The organism is Acinetobacter sp. ANC_7513 (assembly GCF_056779915.1).
The window spans coordinates 104,203-121,775 of record NZ_JBWYIW010000004.1; the positions used below are offsets into that span (position 1 = coordinate 104,203).

The following is a 17,573-nucleotide window of genomic DNA, read 5'->3' on the forward strand; positions in this document are numbered from 1 at the left end:
CCCCGAAAATGTGAGATCAGGACATCATGTCTAATATGCTAAAAAATTAAATTAATTGATTGGGTCGATATACTCAATATAACCTCTACCATCAATTGCTTTGCCTTTAAACTGACCTTTATATTCATAACTACCCGCATAGCCACCCGTCATGCCAAATTGGTAGTCATTATTTGAGATCGCATCAATCTGAATTAAACATTGCCCTGAATGGTCATTTACTTGCCAAGAAAGGCGTTTAGGTAATCGCATTCGAATACCATTGGGTGATGTTACGGGATCAAGGTATTCATTTACCACAGATTTCAAACCAGCTTCATAGATGCCACCATGGTCATTGACACCACGAACATAGACCCGACGTTGTAACACTAAACCAGCTCCATGCGTGTCAACAAATAGAACTTGTGTGTGCTCATCAATATTTAAAATTTGATAGGTAAAGAATTGAATTGGCAGAGGAATATTGGCTCCACGTGCATATTCATAGGTACATAGACCAGAGATCTCTGTGTTTTCACCACGAAACTCAATATGTCCTTTGTATTGGCATAAAATAGACCAATGATCGTATAAGCCACCACGAAGTTTGACAAAATGTGCGATTTTATCTGTCATGGTGAGTTCAAGCTCAAAATTAAAATCATGACCTTGACGTGATGCAATCACTTGCTTGCCATTCACATCAATAGTTAAGTCATTGGCAAATTCAAGATGTCGACCATGGCTAGAGAAATTACATTCTTGGGTAACAGAATACCCTTTGAACTGCTGATTATTGGCGACGGCTGTACCAACTAACAGGTTTGCAGTATCAAGTGGTGTTGTTTTCACGATATGAGGATTACTAAAGATTCGCACATTAGGCTGTCCAATAATCGCAATCATATTCAGAAAGTGAAAAGGTGCGACTAAGTTTGGCACCATAATTCCATAGTGTACGGTGGTGTATTTGGCTTGAGGGGTATGTGTTGGAATCTGAGGGTCTAGTGGCTGCCCATTAACTAGTGCTGATTGATCAATTGCGTTGACGATGCTTTTCGGAAGTGAAATTGGCATATCTGACAAACCTCATTGCTATTTTTATGTCTATAGCATGAAGTCTAGAAGATCACAGAGGAAAATTTTTGACAATCTATCATCGGTAGGGTGAAGTGATTTGTCAACACAAGACATCCTTAGTAAAAATATTTTGTGCTGACAGAGCTCATGGAGAGGATTAGATCACTTTAAAACAGTTATGAAAATTAGACTGTTTCAATAAAAAGTTGGCGATCAAAACGATACTGCGGGAAGAAGACACCATCTTTTGCACGTTCACCTGCGCCAATCACCATTACGACATGTTGTTGATCGTTCAGATTGAGAATATTACGAACCATAGGCTCATCGAAACCTTCCATCATGCAGCTATCAAATCCATAGGCACGCAAAGCAAGTACTAAGTTCTCACAGGCAAGAGCCGTTGTTTTAGTTGCCCAAAGTACAGCATCTGATGGTTGAAACGCTGTCACAGGAAGTTGTTTATCTAAACGACGTGCAACACCAAAAGCCACCTTTTTGAAATGACCTAAGGCATTGAAGTAACCCGTTTTATAATTCAGTGGAATATAGGTGTAATATTTTTTGACGAGTGGAGGAATCTCAGGAAATGGAAATTCTTGAATATTCAGCTTTGCCATTTCATTAATTCGATCTGTACGTGCGACACAGACAATCAATTCAGCCGCTGTGCGCGCAGCCCATTGATTTAGACACGCTTTTACAATCTTTTGTTTCTTTTCAGGATTTTGGACAACATAAAAAGTCCAAGGTTGTAAGTTAGATGAATTAGGGGCCAAGAGTGCTAAATCTAAACATTGATCGAGGATATCAGACGGTATAGGTTTTCCTGTAAACTTCCGAACAGATCGACGACTGGTCACGACCTTTTTGAAATTTTCAACATCAATGCCTTGTGGTGCAGGTTCGTAGTAGCGTTTTTTTTCAGTCGTCATGATCCATTCCTTAGATAGAGAGTATTCACCGAGTCGTGAGACTCGGATCTTTTAGCTTAATTAAATTGTGTGAAATCAGGTTTACGTTTTTGCATAAAAGCTTGTACAGCTTCCATCATTTCTGGAGAACCGACGCGCCCCATAAAGATTACTGCTTCATGATCAATCCAGGACACGATCTCATCAACATCATGTTTCATTAAGGCTTTAGATTGCACGAGAGAAGCAAGTGGTAGTGAAGCCAGTTGAGTGGCTTTTTGAGCGGCAATTGCATAAACGTCAGATTCAATACTGTTGATCAAGTTTGCAGCCAATGCTTTTTCACTGTCGAATTTATCAGCAGTTAATAAAAGTTCTGCTGCTTTCACATGACCTGCTTGACGTGCTAGTAATTTACTAGATGCGCCTTCAGGTGAAAGACCTAAGCTTACAAATGGAATTTGGAACAAAGCAGTGTTATCTGCATAAACTAAGTCACAATGCAATAAGATCGTTACGCCAATACCAATTGCGACACCACGTACCGCAGCAATCAGTGGTTTAGAAAATTTAGCAGCAGATTTTAAAAGCACAAAAGGAGGACCATCTTCTGGACGAATTTGATCTTTCATCGCCGCAGATTTCATGAAGTCTTGCATATCATTACCAGCACTGAAATCCGCATCTTCGCCACGTAAAATGACCACACGAACAGCTTGATCTTTGTCTGCTTCATCAAGGGCTTTAGCGATCCAGAGGTATAATTCGCCGTATAATGCATTTTTGGCTTTAGGACGATTAATCGCCAAGGTCAGCACACCTTCTTCTAATTTTGCATTTAAATGCTCATGAGGTTGTTGAATACAACTTAATGACATCGTACTATCCTTGCTTTCAATTAATATAGATTTTATGAAATCTATTATGTCGTATTCTGGCGAAGAGTGACATAACTGATCAGTTCATAAACGTGACTTGGCGATGAATTATAAATTTGATTATTTGGTTTATATCGGACGTTTTCAGCCTTTTCATTTGGCACATATGGAAACCATTAAAATTGCGCTGACGCATAGCCAGAACGTTATTTTAGCGCTTGGTTCTGCTCAATTAGAGCGGAATATAAAAAATCCATTTTTAGCCATTGAACGTGAACAGATGATTTTGTCTAACTTTTCTCCTGATCAACAGGCAAGAATCAAATTTGTACACGTCATTGATGTTTATAATGATGAAAAATGGCAAAAATTGGTCAAATCTTTAGTGGCGGATGTAGTACAGCCAAGTGATCAAGTCGGCTTAATAGGTCACTTTAAAGATGACTCATCCTATTACCTCAAATTTTTCCCAGAATGGGAGATGTTGGAACTCGATAGTTTAAAAGGTGCAATTTCTGCAACACCACTTCGTGAAGCATACTATCGGGGGGAAATTATGGAAAAAGAACTTCCCCACGGAACCATTCAATTTTTACAAGCGTTTCAAAATTTAGAAATTTACCAACAACTGAAAACTAAATACCAACGTCAAGACAGTACAAGTTTGAGTGAATCAATTGAATGATTGTGTTTAACACAAGAAAACCGAGGGAAATCGTGCGTACTATTACACAAATGAGTTTGGCCACAGTGCTATTGTCTGCTTCTGTTTTTGCTCAAGCGCAAACATGGACACTATCACCTAGCAGTAAGATCAGCTTTGATATCCGATCTGCAGGAATGTCGATTGTAAATGGGCAATTTCAAAAATATCAATCACAGATGAATTTTGATCCGGCACAGCCTAATCAAGGTTCAGCTAAATTTGTGATGGATGTGAATAGCCTTAAACTGAGCAAAAACTCTTTAAAGGATATGGTCTTTGGTGACAGTTTCTTTCATGCAAGCAAATATAAAACTGTGACCTTTCAAAGTAATCAAATTCGTGCTTTAGGAAATAATAAATACAAATTTGATGGACAACTCACTATGCGTGGTGTGACACGTCCAGTTTCATTTGAGACAACTTTAACTCCAAATGCATCGAATCCAAATGTGTTGAATGTGCAATCTTCAACAGTCATCAACCGTAGTGATTTTGGTATGCGCAAAGCGATTGGTGGAATTGGCGAAAAAGTGAATATCAAGCTTGAAGGGCAATGGAAAGCCAACTAAATCGATAAAAAGAAAGCAGTGATTCAATCACTGCTTTTTTAATGTCATGAGTATGTCAGTAATATGTTTGAGTTGTGGGGACTGCTGTTTCCAATGATGCCAATATAGATCAACGTCTTGTGTTGCCTCAGGCAACAAACAAATCAATTGTCCTTGATCGAGTAAGTCTTGAATTTGCAGTTCAGGCACCATGCCATAGCCTAAACCGAGTTGGATTGCATCGACAAATGACTTTGAGGAGGGGACATAATGATATGGATAACTAGATTGCGGTAATCCAAATTGATTGAGTAGAACCGTTTCATGTAAATGATCTTTATCATTAAAGATGACCGCAGGCGCACGGCGAAAGGAATCGCGATTTAGTCCGTTTTTAAACCATGCTAATTTGAATTCTGGCGTACACACCATTTGATAACGCATCGTGAACAAAAATTCTGAGTGGCAACCTGTCATGGGTTGGGATTCAGCGCTTATACATGCATTTACATAGCCTGATTCCATTAATTGATGCGTATGATCCTGATCATCTATTCGAAGTTGTATTGTGATTTTATGCTCTATTAACTTTTCAGCAATCGCAGGCAAAAGCCAAGTTTCTAATGAATCTGCATTCGTTCCAATGATAATTTTATAAAACTCAGAATTTTGACTTTTTCCCTGAATAAGCTGCAGAACATTTTCTTCTTGACGCTTTTGCCTTAATAAATGTTCAAGCAATATTTCACCTGAATGTGTCACACGACAAGGTCGTTCTCTCAGGATTAAAGTTTGCCCAATCTGCCGTTCTAATTGTTGGATTCGAAGAGTAATTGCAGCCGCAGAGAGACAAAGCTTTTTAGCAGCCAGATCAAAACTTCCAGTTTCCGCCACGGTGATAAACGCGACACAGTCTTTATAATTGAAAATCATGATTTAATAAAACTTAATGAACTTAATATTAATTTAATAATACTCAATTTAAGATTGAATTGTTCATAATCCGCCTAATGATAAATATTAGGTGTTTTATGTCTTTATTCGTACTGTTTAATGGCTTTGTAACGAGTTTAAGTTTGATTATGGCGATAGGTGCTCAGAATGCTTTTGTGCTTAAACAGGGCTTAAAAAAAGAATATGTTTTATCCATTTGCCTCATTTGTGCCTTTTCAGACTCACTTCTAATTTTGGCTGGCGTATTTGGATTTGGGAAGTTTATCTCAGGCCATCCACAAATAATGACGTATGCACAATGGGGTGGTGCTGCATTTCTAGTGGTATATGGTGCCCATCATTTTTATCAAGCATTTTCGACCAAAAAATCGATGTGTCTTGATCATCATACGGCTGTTTCATGGTTTAAAATTATTCTCTTTTGCTTGGCATTCACATGGCTGAATCCCCATGTGTATCTAGATACTGTCGTGCTTGTAGGCGCAATATCGACGCAATTTGAAGATCACTTATTATCGTTTGCCATAGGTGCGATCACGGCATCATGGTTATTTTTCTTTAGTTTGGGTTTTGGTGCGCAATATCTATCAGCTTACTTTCACAATCCCCGCGCATGGCAAGTCTTGGATATTTTGATTGCTTTAATCATGTGGTACATCGCCTATCACTTAATTATATGAATATTGATTAGATAAATTCCTCTAAAGCTTGTACGTCGATTAGATGACAACATTTAATGAACAAAAACTCACATAAAGATAATAATGAGAATCATATAATAATGATTCTCATTATTATTAATTGTTCCGAAAATGAAAAATTACAGTACCAAATTACTCTCTCAATCTGTAAGTGTTCTTATGATGAGTGGCGGTATAGCGACTATCACATGGGCAAATGATCAAAACCAACTTCCTACGATTACAACACAAGCTGAAGCGATTAATGCTTATGCAGATGGAAAATTAAGCAATGTATCTAAGTTGGGTGCTTTAGGTGAAAAAAAATTAATCGATACACCATTCACTGTAATGCAATATGAGGAGCAATTAATACGAGAAAGACAGGCATCCACCGTAGGTGATGTTTTAAAAAATGATGCCAGTATTCGACTGACGACAAATCAAGGTCATTTAAACGAAAACTTCAAAATTCGTGGTTTTGACTTAAATCATGAGGATATGAACTACAACGGATTTTATGGTATTGCACCATACGGAAAAGTGCCGACTGAATTTTTAGAATCAGTGACAGTTTTGAAAGGACCAAATGCAATTGTCGCTGGTATGGCACCGAATGGAGGCGTTGGTGGTGTGGTCATTGCCAACTCTAAACGCGCTGACCAAGACATGACAAGACTAAACACACAATACCAAGATGGCGGCTACTATCAATCAGGTATTGATGTCTCAAGACGATTTGGTGCAAACCGTGAGTTTGGTGTTCGGGTCAATGGTGCATATGGTGATGGTGAACATATCATTAATGATATGAATGATCGCCTAGTTCTTGGTTCCATCGCTGCGGATTACACCACGGATAAACTTAAAATTAATTTTGATAGTTATGCTATTAAGCAAAATCGCGATGGTGGGTCACCAACAATGGTTGCACTGGGTGGAAAAGATACAGTTAACAAAGTCATTGCACCGCCTAAAGGTGACCAAAACTATTTTCCGTGGTTAGAAGGGAATTCTGACAGTAAATTTGCTGGCTTATCAGGTGAATATCAATTTTCTCCCTATTTGAAAACCTTTGCTGGTCTAGGATATGCTGAAAAATCATATGATGGTCATTTATTCGGTACACGAATGATCGTAAAGAATGAGGACGGCGATGCCTCTTCCCAATATTACCGAGTGGGTGCAAATGAAAAAAATAAAACAGCACACATTGGGGTTGAAGGAAAATTTGATACTGCTGGAATACAGCATAATGTTGGATTGCGTGCAGATTATTTAAATAAAAAATCGGATCAACATAAAGGACGTGGAGCTCCTCCTGTAGATTTTAACACCAATCTTTATGACCCAAGTAAAGAAGGCAATATGCCTTTACAGCGTCCAGAAATTGCACCTTTAGCAGATAATAAGTACATCAGTTATACATTGACTGATCAAATTTCATTATTGAATGATCAGCTTCAATTGATTGTAGGCGCTCGTTATCAAGATATTGAAACGAATAATTTACAGACCAAAAAAAATTACCAAGAAGACCGTATTTCACCAAGTTTAGGGATCGTCGTTAAACCTTTTGGTGAAGACTTGTCACTATATGCAAGCTATGTAGAAGGTTTATCAGAAGGATCGACCGTTGATAATGTCAATGATGCAAACGACAAAGTCACTTTTGCGCCGTTTGTGACGAAGCAATATGAGTTAGGTGCAAAACATCAGCATGGAACTTGGCTGAATACGCTGGCACTTTATCAAATTGAAAAACCAAGCACGATGAGCAAGTCGATTGAACCTTATACAGAAAATGGTGTAAAAATTAATCAAATTACAACAGATGGTGCTGAAACTCGATCACGCGGCATCGAGTGGTCATTTTCTGGAGCGATTACTGAAGATTTAAACCTAATGGGAAGTATGGCTTATATTGATGCAAAATATTCCAAAGCTCAAATGAATCAAGGAAATCAAGTTTTTGGTGTACCTGATTTTACTGCAACGCTTGGGGTGGATTATGATGTCCCACAACTCGAAGGATTAAATTTAAATGCCAGAGCAAGTTATGTCAGCGAACAGTATTTAAATGATACCAATACCTTGCAACTTCCAGATTATACTGTCATCGATCTAGGTGCACGTTATAAGACCAAGCTTGGTGGCGTGAATACGACGTTCTTAGCTAATGTTGATAACATTACAGATAAAAAATATTGGGAAGGTGCTTTTAACTCGAATTATGCGCTGATTGGTGGATCAAGAACTTATAAACTTGGCGTAAGCTTTGATTTCTAATTGTAGTTAAAAAAAATTATAAGTAGATGAAACCCACGTCAATCGTGGGTTTTTTTATTAGTTTTGCAAAGCTTTTAAATCTTCAAGCACTTGTTCAGCATGCCCTGCAGCTTTGACTTTACGATATTCTTTAACGAGTTTACCTTGATGAAAAATAAAAGTTGAGCGCTCAATCCCCATCACTTTTTTTCCATACATATTTTTCTCTTTAATCACATCAAAGTGTTGGCAAAGCACTTCTTCTTTATCGCTAATCAAATCGATTGTTAAAGCTTGCTTTTCGGTGAAGTTTTGATGGGCTTTTACTGAGTCTCTAGAAACACCGAAAATAGAGGTATGAAGCGCATCAAACTGATCTTTCAAACATGAAAAACCAACAGCTTGCGTTGTACACCCAGGTGTTGAATCTTTTGGATAAAAATAAATGATGAGCCAATCTGTATTCAACTCAGTTAAATTCACAGAACCTGTAGTCGTTGGGAATGTTTGATTGGGTAAACTAATCGTTTCCGTTGACATTATAATTTCCTTAAAAGTTGTCACTACATTTATAGGGGAATTCAAAAAAATAGCCACACGAGGTGGCTATCTTATGTTAACTGCGATTATTTTTTAGCTTGTGCTGCTTTCATTGCTTCCTCTGTTAACGACTGTAGCTTAGACGTTAACTGTGGGCCGAAGCATGCTTGAAGATCAGCGTTCTGTTTCTTCACGATAGCTAAAGTAGAAGGGCTTTTCTTTTGGTTAATCGCACTTTGGATTTCCCATTTTTGAGCATTAGTGAGCTTGCCGTCTGCTTCAATTGCACATGTACAATATTTGCTGACTTCAGTAGCAGAAAGCTTGTTCCCTTTAGCAGTTTCTTCCTTACAAACATTAATCAGTGCAGATTTTACGTTAGTACTTTTGTAGGCTTGCTGCATTTTATTATTCGGCTCATTTGCTTGAGCCGCAGAACCGAAAAGTGCTGCAGCAGAAACAATCGCTGAAAGAATAATGTTTGATTTTAAATTTTTCATATATGGCACCCTGTTATTACGGTATATAACGAGTTGGGTCTTCAACGCCAGCATCTGCAAAACCTTGTTTACGCAAACGACAGCTGTCGCATTTTCCACAAGCTCGTCCTTGGTCATCTGCTTGATAGCATGACACCGTTTGACTGTAGTCTACGCCATGTTCGATGCCTAAGCGAATAATATTTGCTTTGGATAATTGTAGTAAAGGTGTTTCAAATTTAAGAGGTTTTCCTTCAACACCTACTTTTGTCGCTAATCTTGCCATATTGGCAAATGCTTCAATAAATTCTGGTCGACAATCTGGATAACCAGAATAATCTACCGCATTAATTCCAATTACGATGGCTTCTGCGTCAAACACTTCTGCTGCTGCAAGTGCATAAGACAGGAAAATCGTATTACGTGCTGGAACATAAGTGACAGGGATCCCTTCTTGTTCTTGATCAGGAACATCAATGGAATGATCAGTTAATGCAGAACCACCTAAATTACCCAAATCTATATTAATCACGCGATGTTCAACGCCTGCTTGTTGTGTCAGTTTACGTGCAGCATCCAATTCAGTTGTTGAGCGTTGACCATACATAAAACTTAAAGCGATACATTCATAGCGTGCTTGCGCCCAAGCCAAGCAAGTCGTTGAGTCTAAACCACCTGATAACAATACAATGGCACGAGGGCGCATAGGAGAACTCCAAAAAATTAAAGTAAATAAAAAATGAATTATAACTGATTATATAAAGAATAATGGGGTATAAATTTTTTGAATATATAGATCTGCATAAGTCACAAAACTAAATGAGATCATTATAAAGAACGCGAAATGTTCGTTTTAGAAGATGAGATAAAACTCTCTTTTAAGTCGAATAAAGTTTAAACAGTTGTTGTTTTTGTTTAAATATTAAATATAATTTAACAAACACTTGATTAAAACTTACAAAAATAATTTTTACGGAATGAAAATGAATCAAATTAATACTTTAATTTTAACCACTGCTGCGTTGATCAGTACAAATTCTTTTGCATTTGAGGAGCTTTCAGATCAAGAATTGTCAACATATGCAGCACAAGATGGTATTACGATTAGCCTTTTACCAGGTGGACCCATTCAAGCTGATTTGATTTGGCACGATAACAGTGGATTCGGGCCAGATTACAACGAAGGAAACACAAAAGCAGGTGCCTTAATTTACGGTACAGCGAATGGACGTAGTAAGAATCCATTATCACTTTCTTCTGGTTCGGCAGATATTAGTATTACCTTAAAAATCGATGCTCAAGGAGGGAGTAGTACTACAGGCCCTTTTCTGAATTTAGGTGTATTTGTTCCTGAAGATATTATTATTAATACCGGTGATATTTGGGTTGGTAAATCGGGTCAAGTTAGTCCAACAGGACGAGGCTATAGTGACCCCGTTAAAATAATGGATAATATGAAATTTTATGTATCCAATCTCTCTACCAATATTCAGCTCGGTTCAGCACCTCAAGGCAGTCTTTTAAAACTGAATGGAATATTTAAAGACGGCTTACGTTTAGAGGGCTTCAAAGTCCACGATCATGATGGTGGTGGCGCATTCGGAATAGAATTTATTAATTTAAAAAATACTCAACCAGGGCGTTTCGGCATCAATAATCTTGATTTCGATGTTGCAGGTTCGATACGTACAGATGGACTGGAACTCAAAATAAATCGTCTTGGAGATCAAAATGGCTTTAATGCAATGTTATGGGGAGTAGGCGTTGGAGACGCATCATCAATAAATAATAAAATTGGCGATATTTCAATGAAAGGGATTAATTTAAATGGCACGACCGTTAAAGTGTCAGCGCACTAAAAGATCATTTTCTCTTAAAAAAAACAGTACAAAAAGTGCTGTACTGTTTTTAATTTGAGCTATTTGTTACATTTTAACGACCTGTTTCGTCATTCCAGAGCAACTTATGTAATTGAAGCTGGAAACGAACTGGTAAGTGATCCTCTAAGATCCATTGTGCTAAATCACGCGCAAGTTGCGGTAACTTTGCAGCACCTTTTTCTACAGCAAACGCAGGTGAGAACCAAACTGTACTTACACGCTTGTGCAATTCATATTGATTCACTTGTTGTTTAGACCATTCATAATCTTCACGATTGCATATGACAAATTTAATCTGATCATGTTGAGTTAAATGGTCTAAATTACTCATTAAATTACGTGAGTCTTCACCTGAAGTTGGTGTTTTTAAATCTAAGACTTTAGAAACTCTACGATCCACTTTTGAAACATCTAGCGCTCCACTCGTTTCAAGTGAAACTTCACAGCCTAAATCTGCTAGACGCTCCATGAGCGGTAATGCATTGGGTTGGGCTAATGGTTCACCACCAGTAACACAAATATAAGGTGTTTTAAAATCAAGCGTGGTCTGGATAATATCCTCTAAAGACTGACGTTCACCGCCTTCAAAAGAATAGGTGGTATCACAATAAGTACAACGCAGTGGACAACCTGTTAAGCGTATAAACACTGTAGGTAAGCCTGAAGTGTTGGCTTCACCTTGTAATGAATAGAAGATCTCCGTAATACGTAACCCCGCAGACGGATCAGAAACAGGAATAGCGGAAGATCGCAAATTACTCATATCGACAAAACCAAACTAAAATAGAGATTATATAAAAGAAAAATCTCTACGATTATTACTAACCGTAGAGATGGGGAGTGTAACTCCAAATACTATAAAGTATAAAAAAATTAGTCAGCGCGTAATAAGTCGTTCAAACTTGTTTTAGCACGAGTCTGAGCATCGACTTTTTTCACGATAATTGCAGCATACAAGCTGTATTTACCGCATTTAGAAGGAAGGCTACCAGAAACTACCACTGAACCAGCTGGAACACGACCGTAGTGAATTTCACCTGTTTCACGGTCATAAATCTTAGTTGATTGACCAATGTAAACACCCATTGAAATCACTGAACCTTCTTCAACGATTACACCTTCAACGATTTCAGAACGTGCACCGATAAAACAATTGTCTTCGATGATCGTAGGGTTCGCTTGAAGAGGTTCGAGTACACCGCCAATCCCAACCCCACCAGAAAGGTGAACATTTTTACCAATTTGCGCACATGAACCTACAGTCGCCCATGTATCAACCATTGTACCTTCGTCAACATAAGCTCCAATATTGACATAAGATGGCATAAGCACAACATTCTTAGCTTGATAAGAACCTTTGCGTGCAACTGCAGGCGGTACAACACGTACACCAGCTGCTTTAAATTGCTCTTCAGTCCAACCTGTAAATTTAGTGTCTACTTTGTCATAGAATTGGAGATCGCATGATTCGATTGGTTTATTATCATTGAGTTTGAATGACAATAGAACAGCTTTTTTTAACCATTGATGAACAACCCATTCACCATTAATCTTTTCAGCAACACGTAATGAACCATTATCTAAGCCAGCAATTGCTTCCTCGACTGCTTGGCGGATTTCAGCAGGGCAATCTGTAGCTGTGAAGTTTGCACGATCTTCAAACGCTTGTTCGATGATTGACGAAAGCTGAGACATAATCTTCTCTTCCAAAAAAAATTTCCAAGATTTTACACTAAATTGATTATAAAAATTACAATTAATCCTGAAAAAATGTCCGACAATAATGACTATTCTTTATAAGTATGTTAATAAAAGTTAATAAAAGACTTAAGTGCAAATTATTTATAAAACAACAACTAAATCAAAATTGTATCAAAAAATAACAAAAAAGCATCAATTTGAATATTAACCAGCTTTGAAATCTCCATTAAGATGCTTCCGAGTCGAACACATTAATGATTAAAGAACAACTCATTTCTTTGAGGAGAAAAAAATGAAAGTGTTAAAATTACTCGCTGTTACAACAGCATTATCTGTTTCAGGCTTCGCTATGGCGGACACTCAAGTAGTACGTACAGGTAATGTATTTGAAGCTAATCAATTAATCCCTACTGGTGTTCGTGCTGAAGTTGGTACAACTGGTTACGGTGGTGCATTACTTTGGACTGCTAACCCATACGTTGGTCTTGCTTTAGGTTACAACGGTGGTGATATCTCTTGGTCTGATGATTTATCAATCAACGGTACTAAGTATGATGCTGAAATGGATAATAATGTAGCTTATTTAAACGCTGAAATTCGTCCTTGGGGTGCGAGCGAAAATCCATGGGCTCAAGGCTTATATATGGCAGCGGGTGTGGGTTATGTTGATACAAAATACGATCTAGATAAACGTAATAAAAATGCACAGGGCTCAATCGAGGTTAACAATGTTGCTTACGTTGGTAACGGTGGTGTGAATGGTAAATTATCTTATGATAATGAAATTGCTCCATATGTAGGTTTTGGTTTTGCTCCTAAAATCAACAAAAACTTCGGTGTGTTTGGTGAAGTTGGTGCCTTCTATACTGGTAATCCATCTGTTAACTTAACCTCGTATGGTAATTTGACTGGTGCGGCTGGAGCTCCAACAATTGAGCAATCTATTGCAGCCGAAGAAGATAAAATCCGTAATGATGACAAATACGAATGGCTTCCAGTTGGTAAAGTGGGTGTGAGCTTCCACTGGTAAGATCCATTTAAAAAAACGAGCTTCGGCTCGTTTTTTTATGCAAGTTAATGCAAATAATAAAGGCGCTATAGGCGCCTTTATTATTTGTAGCTTGTTAATCTTCAGGATAAGCCACACGCTTTAACGCTTTGATATCAGCACTAGGTGCACATAGCGAAATAAACTCGTAACCATATCCACGTAACAAATGACCTTTACGTACAGCAATCCAAGTGGTATTCACCCCGAATAAATCAGTATCAATTTGTTTTAAGCGATGATCTCGTTCTGTATCGTAGGCTACATCGTTGACAATCCCAACACCCATACCTAATTCCACATAAGTTTTGATTACATCAGCATCAAGTGCAGACATCACTAAATCAACATCAAGTCCTGAGTCTTCAAAAGCTTTATCAATCTTTGAACGTCCCGTAAAACCACCGTGATAGGTAATAATCGGATACTCTGCCAAATGTTCTAAGGTAATCTCTCGTGATGCTATTTGAGTAAGTGGATGACCTTGAGGCGTAATAATACTGTGTTTCCAGTTATAAAAAGGAACACTTGCTAAATTTTCTTCAGTAGTCAGATTCTCAGTAGCAATACCAATATCAGCATCGCCTAAAAGTAACATTTCAGTGATTTCAGTTGGGCTTGCTTGTTGCAAAATCAAATGAACTTTCGGAAATAATTTTTTGAATGAATTTACAATTGGTGGTAATACATATCGCGCTTGAGTATGAGTGGTTGCGATGGTTAATGTACCTTCATCTACACGATTAAAATCATCGGCTAATCTTTTAATATTGTCTGCATCGACCAGCATGCGCTCTACGATACCGAGCAAAGCTTGACCAGGTTCAGTTAACCCTAATAAGCGTTTACCTTTTCGGATAAATAGTTGAACACCTAATTCATCTTCTAAATCTTTAATATGCTTACTTACGCCTGATTGAGACGTGTAAAGGGCAGCGGAAGCTTCCGTTAAATTAAAATTTTGTCTGACGGTTTCTCGAATAATTCTTAATTGTTGAAAGTTCATAGTCTTTGTTACCTTTAAAATGATGGGGCTATATAAAAGCCCCATCTACACATTTTTATGCGTTTTCTTGTGCAAATAAGTGCAATGTATTAGTCGTTAACCAAACCGATTGATTTGGGCGGAATTGATGCAGTTTAGCTTCATCTGGAGTGAGTAGAATTTCAATGAGATTGCCATCTTGACCTTGAAGTTCGGCAACCACTTTTCCTGCAATCCAAACTTCACGTAAGAACGTTGCTTGAATTGCATTGTCTGTAGGTTGAGCATGAATTTGGAACTCATCTGGTCGAATGAAGGCAATCACTTTACCTTCAGGTGCATCTTTAGCTAAAGGCAGTTGAATGCGATCATTTCCGATCTGTACGATTCCCGCTTGATTATGACCTTCGAACTTATTGGCTTGACCTAAGAAGTCAAATACAAAAGGCGTTGCTGGTTTTTCATAAACTTCACGAGGTGAGCCAATTTGTTCAACATTACCTTTATTCATTACAATGATTTGATCTGCAACTTCAAGCGCTTCTTCTTGATCGTGAGTTACAAAAATCGAGGTGATGTGGAGTTCATCATGTAAAGTTCTCAGCCAGCGACGTAACTCTTTACGAACTTTTGCATCAAGTGCGCCAAATGGCTCATCCAGAAGTAGTACACGAGGTTCAACTGCAAGCGCACGTGCAAGTGCAATACGTTGACGCTGTCCACCAGACAATTGTGCTGGATAACGATCTGCTAAGAATCCTAATTGAACTAAATCCAGTAGTCGTGTAACTCGTTTTTTGATTTCAGATTCTGAAGGGCGTGTTGAACGTGGACGAACACGTAAACCAAAAGCAATATTGTCAAATACTGTCATATGACGGAATAAAGCATAGTGTTGGAATACGAAGCCGACTTGACGTTCGCGAACATGAACATTCGTTGAGTCTTGACCTTCAAGGATCACTTGACCGCTGTCAGCAGATTCAAGACCAGCAATAATGCGAAGTAAAGTCGTTTTACCGCAGCCTGAAGGTCCTAACAATGCAACGAGTTGACCATCAGGAAAATCTAGGGAGATATTATTTAGTGCATGGAAAGCACCAAAGTGTTTTTCAATATTTTTAACTTGAATACTCATCGGATACTTCCTTTAAACTGTAGAATCTTCATTACGTTTGCTTAATTTCTCTTGGCGAATTTCGACCCATGTTTTAAGAATCAATGTCACAATCGCCAATAAAGCCAAGAGGGATGAAACAGCAAATGCTGCACTAAAGGTATATTCGTTGTAGAGAATCTCTACATGCAGTGGCAATGTATTGGTCTCTCCACGAATATGACCCGATACTACAGAGACTGCCCCGAATTCACCCATTGCACGTGCGTTACAAAGAATAACCCCGTATATCAAGCCCCATTTAATATTTGGAATCGTGATTTTCCAAAAAGTTTGCCAGCCTGAAGCACCCAAAACGATTGCCGCTTCCTCTTCTTCTGTACCTTGAGCTTCCATCAGTGGAATGAGCTCACGCGCCACAAAAGGAACTGTAATAAAGATGGTTGCTAGTACAATTGCTGGAACGGCATATAGAATCTTAATGTCGTTATCCATCAGCCATCCGCCGAACCAACCTTGAGTACCAAACATCAATACCAACATCAAACCTGCGATTACAGGTGATACTGAGAAAGGCATATCAATAATCGTGGTTAATATGGATTTACCACGGAAATTAAATTTCGCAACAGACCAAGCCGCCGCTACACCAAATACTACGTTGAGCGGTACAGCAATTGCAGCTGTTAGTAAGGTGAGCTTTACAGCTGACAACGTGTCTGGATGAACTAAAGCTTGCGCATAAACGCCGATACCCTGTTTGAATGCTTCAACAAAAACTAAAATCAAAGGCAGGATTAAGCAACTGAGGAAGAAAATCATGGCAACGACAATGAGTGTATAACGAACCCAAGTCGGTTCTCGCGTCGCATCACGAGATTGCAATTTTTCAGCTAGAGCATTGCTATTTGTATTCAAACTCATTGTGCAGTTCTCCCTGTACGACGACTCGCCCATGCTTGTAACAAGTTAATCAAGAACAAGATAGCGAATGAAATAAGGAGCATGACAACGGCGATCGTCGTTGCACCTGCATAGTCATATTCTTCCAATCGAGAAATAATCATTAATGGCGCAATTTCAGTTTCGAAGGGTTGGTTACCTGCGATAAAGATGACCGAACCATATTCACCCACGCCACGGGCAAATGCGAGAGCAAATCCTGTGATTAATGCAGGGAAAAGAATCGGTAAAATCACTTTGGTTACAATTTGCAGTCGATTCGCACCCAATGCTGACGCTGCTTCTTCAAGTTCAGTCTCTAAGTCACTCAGTACAGGTTGTACTGTACGAACTACAAAAGGTAAGCCAATAAATATCAGGGCTAATGTAATCCCAATAGGACTATAAGCAACTTTAATTCCTAAGGGTTCAAGATATTGACCAATCCAGCCTGTCGGAGCATATAAAGATGTTAATGCAATCCCAGCAACAGCTGTTGGTAACGCAAAGGGTAAATCAACCAATGCATCAACAATTCGTTTACCAGGGAAACTATAGCGCACGAGACACCAAGCAAGTAATAAGCCAAATACCACATTAATGAAGGCAGCAATAAGTGCAGCACTGAAACTTAGTTGTAATGATTTTAAGATACGCTCAGAGCTTAAAATCTCCCATAAACCTTCCCAGCCAATACCTAAAGACTTAATAAAAACAGCCGACAAGGGTATGAGCACAATTAAAGATAAATACGCTAGGGTAAAGCCTAGAGATAGACCAAATCCTGGCAGCACTCGGGATCGCTGCGACATGACTACTCCTCAAATGAGAGAAAAAGCTTACCGAAATCAATAAGCAATTGAATTAAAAA

19 protein-coding genes are annotated in these 17,573 nt (G+C 38.4%); 6 read left to right on the plus strand and 13 right to left on the minus strand.

Going from position 1 to position 17,573, the window contains the following annotated elements:
- Positions 1-51: 51 nt before the first annotated feature.
- From AC1M9B_RS06755 to AC1M9B_RS06765, 3 genes are all read right to left on the minus strand, one after another.
- Positions 52-1,059, minus strand: a complete 1,008-nt coding sequence (locus tag AC1M9B_RS06755; protein WP_481608828.1) for a DUF6670 family protein — start codon at positions 1,057-1,059, stop codon at positions 52-54.
- 188 nt (positions 1,060-1,247) lie between these two features.
- Positions 1,248-1,997: a nitroreductase family protein gene (locus AC1M9B_RS06760; RefSeq protein ID WP_481591403.1), complete on the minus strand. Its 750-nt coding sequence runs from the start codon at positions 1,995-1,997 to the stop codon at positions 1,248-1,250.
- Positions 1,998-2,053: 56 nt separating this feature from the next.
- The gene (locus tag AC1M9B_RS06765; RefSeq protein ID WP_481591404.1) at positions 2,054-2,854 is read right to left on the minus strand and encodes an enoyl-CoA hydratase-related protein; all 801 of its coding nucleotides are present in this window, start codon (positions 2,852-2,854) and stop codon (positions 2,054-2,056) included.
- Between the two features lie 103 nt (positions 2,855-2,957).
- On the opposite strand from AC1M9B_RS06765, the gene AC1M9B_RS06770 reads away from it, so the two are divergent.
- Both AC1M9B_RS06770 and AC1M9B_RS06775 read left to right on the plus strand, forming a co-directional pair.
- A complete protein-coding gene (locus AC1M9B_RS06770; RefSeq protein ID WP_481591405.1) occupies positions 2,958-3,539 on the plus strand; it encodes a nicotinate-nicotinamide nucleotide adenylyltransferase in 582 nt (193 codons plus the stop codon).
- A gap of 32 nt (positions 3,540-3,571) precedes the next feature.
- Positions 3,572-4,129, plus strand: a complete 558-nt coding sequence (locus AC1M9B_RS06775; RefSeq protein ID WP_481591406.1) for a YceI family protein — start codon at positions 3,572-3,574, stop codon at positions 4,127-4,129.
- Between the two features lie 27 nt (positions 4,130-4,156).
- On the opposite strand, the gene AC1M9B_RS06780 is transcribed toward AC1M9B_RS06775, so the two are convergent.
- Complete coding sequence (locus tag AC1M9B_RS06780) at positions 4,157-5,038, minus strand: LysR family transcriptional regulator ArgP (RefSeq protein WP_481591446.1); 882 nt, start codon at positions 5,036-5,038, stop codon at positions 4,157-4,159.
- Positions 5,039-5,139: 101 nt separating this feature from the next.
- Here AC1M9B_RS06780 and AC1M9B_RS06785 point away from each other — a divergent pair, with 101 nt between their 5' ends.
- A complete protein-coding gene (locus AC1M9B_RS06785) occupies positions 5,140-5,742 on the plus strand; it encodes a LysE/ArgO family amino acid transporter (protein ID WP_481591407.1) in 603 nt (200 codons plus the stop codon).
- A 132-nt stretch (positions 5,743-5,874) separates the two neighbouring features.
- Positions 5,875-8,031: a TonB-dependent receptor gene (locus AC1M9B_RS06790; RefSeq protein ID WP_481591408.1), complete on the plus strand. Its 2,157-nt coding sequence runs from the start codon at positions 5,875-5,877 to the stop codon at positions 8,029-8,031.
- Between the two features lie 57 nt (positions 8,032-8,088).
- On the opposite strand, the gene AC1M9B_RS06795 is transcribed toward AC1M9B_RS06790, so the two are convergent.
- The 3 genes from AC1M9B_RS06795 to queC all read right to left on the minus strand — a co-directional run bounded on the left by AC1M9B_RS06795 (position 8,089) and on the right by queC (position 9,735).
- Positions 8,089-8,550 (minus strand): peroxiredoxin, encoded by a 462-nt coding sequence (locus AC1M9B_RS06795; RefSeq protein ID WP_481591409.1) that lies wholly within the window; start codon positions 8,548-8,550, stop codon positions 8,089-8,091.
- An 86-nt stretch (positions 8,551-8,636) separates the two neighbouring features.
- Entirely contained in the window at positions 8,637-9,050 is a 414-nt protein-coding gene (locus AC1M9B_RS06800) for a hypothetical protein (RefSeq protein ID WP_481590297.1), read from the minus strand.
- A 16-nt stretch (positions 9,051-9,066) separates the two neighbouring features.
- Complete coding sequence (gene queC / locus AC1M9B_RS06805; protein WP_180028449.1) at positions 9,067-9,735, minus strand: 7-cyano-7-deazaguanine synthase QueC; 669 nt, start codon at positions 9,733-9,735, stop codon at positions 9,067-9,069.
- A gap of 277 nt (positions 9,736-10,012) precedes the next feature.
- Here queC and AC1M9B_RS06810 point away from each other — a divergent pair, with 277 nt between their 5' ends.
- A complete protein-coding gene (locus AC1M9B_RS06810) occupies positions 10,013-10,888 on the plus strand; it encodes a hypothetical protein (protein WP_481591410.1) in 876 nt (291 codons plus the stop codon).
- A gap of 73 nt (positions 10,889-10,961) precedes the next feature.
- Here AC1M9B_RS06810 and queE read toward each other — a convergent pair whose 3' ends face one another.
- Complete coding sequence (queE, locus tag AC1M9B_RS06815; RefSeq protein WP_092767073.1) at positions 10,962-11,672, minus strand: 7-carboxy-7-deazaguanine synthase QueE; 711 nt, start codon at positions 11,670-11,672, stop codon at positions 10,962-10,964.
- A gap of 110 nt (positions 11,673-11,782) precedes the next feature.
- The gene (gene dapD, locus AC1M9B_RS06820; protein WP_035267212.1) at positions 11,783-12,604 is read right to left on the minus strand and encodes a 2,3,4,5-tetrahydropyridine-2,6-dicarboxylate N-succinyltransferase; all 822 of its coding nucleotides are present in this window, start codon (positions 12,602-12,604) and stop codon (positions 11,783-11,785) included.
- Between the two features lie 298 nt (positions 12,605-12,902).
- On the opposite strand from dapD, the gene carO reads away from it, so the two are divergent.
- Entirely contained in the window at positions 12,903-13,640 is a 738-nt protein-coding gene (carO, locus tag AC1M9B_RS06825) for an ornithine uptake porin CarO (protein ID WP_481591411.1), read from the plus strand.
- A gap of 94 nt (positions 13,641-13,734) precedes the next feature.
- Here the strand turns inward: carO and AC1M9B_RS06830 are convergent, their stop codons facing one another.
- From AC1M9B_RS06830 to cysT, 4 genes are read right to left on the minus strand one after another with little or no spacing between them, the layout of a single operon-like run.
- A complete protein-coding gene (locus tag AC1M9B_RS06830) occupies positions 13,735-14,664 on the minus strand; it encodes a CysB family HTH-type transcriptional regulator (RefSeq protein ID WP_481608829.1) in 930 nt (309 codons plus the stop codon).
- 55 nt (positions 14,665-14,719) lie between these two features.
- On the minus strand, positions 14,720-15,781 hold the full coding sequence (locus AC1M9B_RS06835) for a sulfate/molybdate ABC transporter ATP-binding protein (protein ID WP_035267206.1): 1,062 nt from the start codon (positions 15,779-15,781) through the stop codon (positions 14,720-14,722).
- 12 nt (positions 15,782-15,793) lie between these two features.
- Positions 15,794-16,684: a sulfate ABC transporter permease subunit CysW gene (gene cysW, locus AC1M9B_RS06840; protein ID WP_035267204.1), complete on the minus strand. Its 891-nt coding sequence runs from the start codon at positions 16,682-16,684 to the stop codon at positions 15,794-15,796.
- Positions 16,681-17,514 carry a sulfate ABC transporter permease subunit CysT gene (cysT, locus tag AC1M9B_RS06845; RefSeq protein ID WP_035267202.1) on the minus strand — a complete coding sequence of 278 codons (834 nt, stop codon included), beginning with the start codon at positions 17,512-17,514 and terminating at the stop codon, positions 16,681-16,683. Before cysT ends, cysW begins: the two co-directional genes overlap by 4 nt.
- Between the last annotated feature and the right edge of the window lie 59 nt (positions 17,515-17,573).